Source organism: Spirillospora sp. NPDC049652, assembly GCF_040675125.1.
Classification (GTDB): domain Bacteria; phylum Actinomycetota; class Actinomycetes; order Streptosporangiales; family Streptosporangiaceae; genus Spirillospora.
Map to the genome: position 1 here is coordinate 1 of NZ_JBFAOF010000924.1, position 2,804 is coordinate 2,804.

Here is a 2,804-nt window from a genome sequence, read left to right on the forward strand (position 1 = left end):
TGGCCGAGGCCGCCGAGCGCGACCGGGCCCCGCGCCGCCGGCTGTCGGAGCAGGAGCGCGTCCGGCACGCCAAGCTGGAGCGGATCGAGGCGGCGGGCGTCGAGCCCTACCCGCTCGGGTTCGACCGCACCGGCCTGGCCGCCGGGCTGCGCGAGCGGTACGGCCACCTCGCCCCGGACGCCGCCACCGGGGAGACCGCCGCGATCGCCGGCCGGGTCATGCTCGAACGCGACCACGGCGGGCTGGTCTTCGCGACCCTGCGCGACGAGTCCGGCGACGTCCAGGTGATGCTCGCCGCCGACGTGCTGGGCCGCGAGCCGCTGCGGCGGTGGAAGACGATGATCGACCTCGGTGACCAGGTGGGCGTGACCGGCGAGGTCATGACGACCCGGACCGGCGAGCTGTCGGTGCTGGCGTCCGGGTGGAAGCTCACCGCCAAGTGCCTGCACCCGCTGCCGGACAAGCGCGGCGGGCTCGCCGACCCCGAGGCCCGCGTCCGGCACCGGGCGGTGGACCTGATCGTCAACGACGAGTCGCGCCGGATGCTGCGGATGCGCGGCGACGCGGTCTGCGCCGTCCGGGACGTCCTGCGGGGGCGCGGCTACCTGGAGGTCGAGACGCCGATCCTGCAGCCGATCCACGGCGGCGCGACGGCGCGTCCGTTCACCACCCGGATCAACGCCTACAACATGCGGCTGTACCTGCGGATCGCGCCGGAGCTGTACCTGAAGCGGCTGCTGGTCGGCGGGGTCGGCAAGGTCTTCGAGATGGGCCGCGACTTCCGCAACGAGGGCGTGGACGCGACCCACAACCCCGAGTTCACGATGCTGGAGGCGTACGAGCCCTACGGCGACTACGACACGATGGCGGAGCTGACCCGCGAGCTGGTGCTCGCGGGCACCCGCGCCGCGCTCGGCACGACCGTGGTCGTCCGGGACGGCGTCGAGCACGACCTGGCCGCGCCGTGGAACCAGATCACCGTCTACGGGTCGGTGTCGCACGCGCTGGGGGAGGAGATCACGACCGACGCCCCGCGCCCGGAGGTCGCCCGGCACGCGGCCCGCGCGGGCATCGAGGTCGACCCCGAGTGGGGGCAGGGGCGGATCGTCCAGGAGCTCTACGAGGCGCTGGTCGAGGACGGCCTGACCGCCCCGACGTTCGTGCGGGACTTCCCGGCCGAGACGTCCCCGCTGACCCGCCCGCACCGCAAGGACCAGCGGCTCGCCGAGAAGTGGGACCTGATCGTCTTCGGCATGGAGCTCGGCACCGCCTACTCGGAGCTGATCGACCCGATCCTGCAGCGGCGGCGGCTCACCGAGCAGTCGCTGCTGGCGGCGGGCGGCGACGCCGAGGCGATGGAGCTGGACGAGGACTTCCTGCGGGCCCTGGAGTACGGCATGCCCCCGGCGGGCGGCATGGGCATGGGCGTCGACCGGCTGCTCATCGCGCTCACCGGCCGGTCCATCCGGGAGTCGGTCGCGTTCCCGCTGGTCAGGCCGGGCCGCTGAGCCGGTCCGGGCGATCTCTCCCGGCGGTATGACGTTTTCATGACTTAGCGGGAAAAATGGGGAGGGATTCCCAACGGGAGTGAGGACGGTCCGCGACGTGAGCGACATCCCCCGGCGTGCGGTCACCCGCACCGCCAAGCTGGCGAGCCTGCCCCTCGGCTTCGCCGGCCGCACCGCGCTCGGCCTGGGCAAGCGGACCCTCGGCAAGCCCGCCGAGGCGGTCGCGCTGGAGGTCCAGCGGCGCACCGCCGACCAGCTGTTCGCGGTGCTCGGCGAGCTCAAGGGCGGCGCGATGAAGGTCGGCCAGCTGCTGTCGATCTTCGAGGCGGGCCTGCCGGACGAGCTGGCGGCGCCGTTCCGCGCCAGCCTGACCCGGCTGCAGGAGGCGGCCCCGCCGATGCCCGCCGCCACCACGCACAGGGTGCTGGCCGAGGGCCTCGGCCCGGACTGGCGCGACCGGTTCGCCTCGTTCGACGACCGGCCCGCCGCGGCGGCGTCGATCGGCCAGGTCCACAAGGCGGTCTGGGCGGACGGCCGGACGGTCGCGGTCAAGGTGCAGTACCCGGGCGCGGGCGCCGCGCTGATGAGCGACTTCAACCAGATCTCCCGGCTCAGCCGCCTGATCAACCCGCTCTTCCCGGGCGTGGAGGCCAAGCCGGTCATCGCCGACCTGCGGCGCCGGCTGGAGAAGGAGCTCGACTACGAGGACGAGGCCGCCGCGCAGACGGCCTTCCACGACGCCTACGCGGGCGACCCGGACTTCGCCGTCCCCGCCGTCGTCGCGCAGTCCGGCCACGTGCTGGTCACCGAGTGGCTGGACGGCACGCCGCTGTCGAAGGTCATCGCGTCCGGGACCAAGCCGGAGCGCGACCGGGCCGGGGTGCTGCTGTTCCGCTTCCTGCTGTCGGGACCGTCCCGCTGCGGGCTGATCCACATCGACCCGCACCCGGGCAACTTCCGGCTGCTCGCCGACGGGCGGCTCGGCGTCATGGACTTCGGCGGGGCCGCGCGCGTCTCGGACGAGCTGCTCTGGTCCCTCGGCCGGATGGTGGCGATCGGCACCGGAGGCGACCCGGAGGAGATGGTCGCCAACGCCGTCGACGAGGGCTTCCTCGCGCCGGACGCCGACGTGGACCCCGAGCAGTTCGCCGACCTGGTCGTCCCGCACGCGACGCCGTTCACGCGGGAGACCTTCCAGTACACCCGGGAGTGGCTGCGCCGGGAGACCGGCCGCAGCCTCGCCATGGCGACCGACATGCGGCCCGGCAGCCTCGCCCGGCAGCTGCGGCTGCCGCC

At 74.0% G+C, this 2,804-nt stretch carries 2 protein-coding genes; both read left to right on the plus strand.

The window, feature by feature from the left end:
• A partial coding sequence (gene lysX, locus AB0J52_RS34915) for a bifunctional lysylphosphatidylglycerol synthetase/lysine--tRNA ligase LysX (RefSeq protein WP_500187172.1) occupies positions 1-1,508 on the plus strand: 1,508 nt, incomplete at its 5' end.
• 97 nt (positions 1,509-1,605) lie between these two features.
• On the plus strand, positions 1,606-2,804 hold a 1,199-nt coding region (locus tag AB0J52_RS34920), incomplete at its 3' end, for an ABC1 kinase family protein (protein ID WP_500187173.1).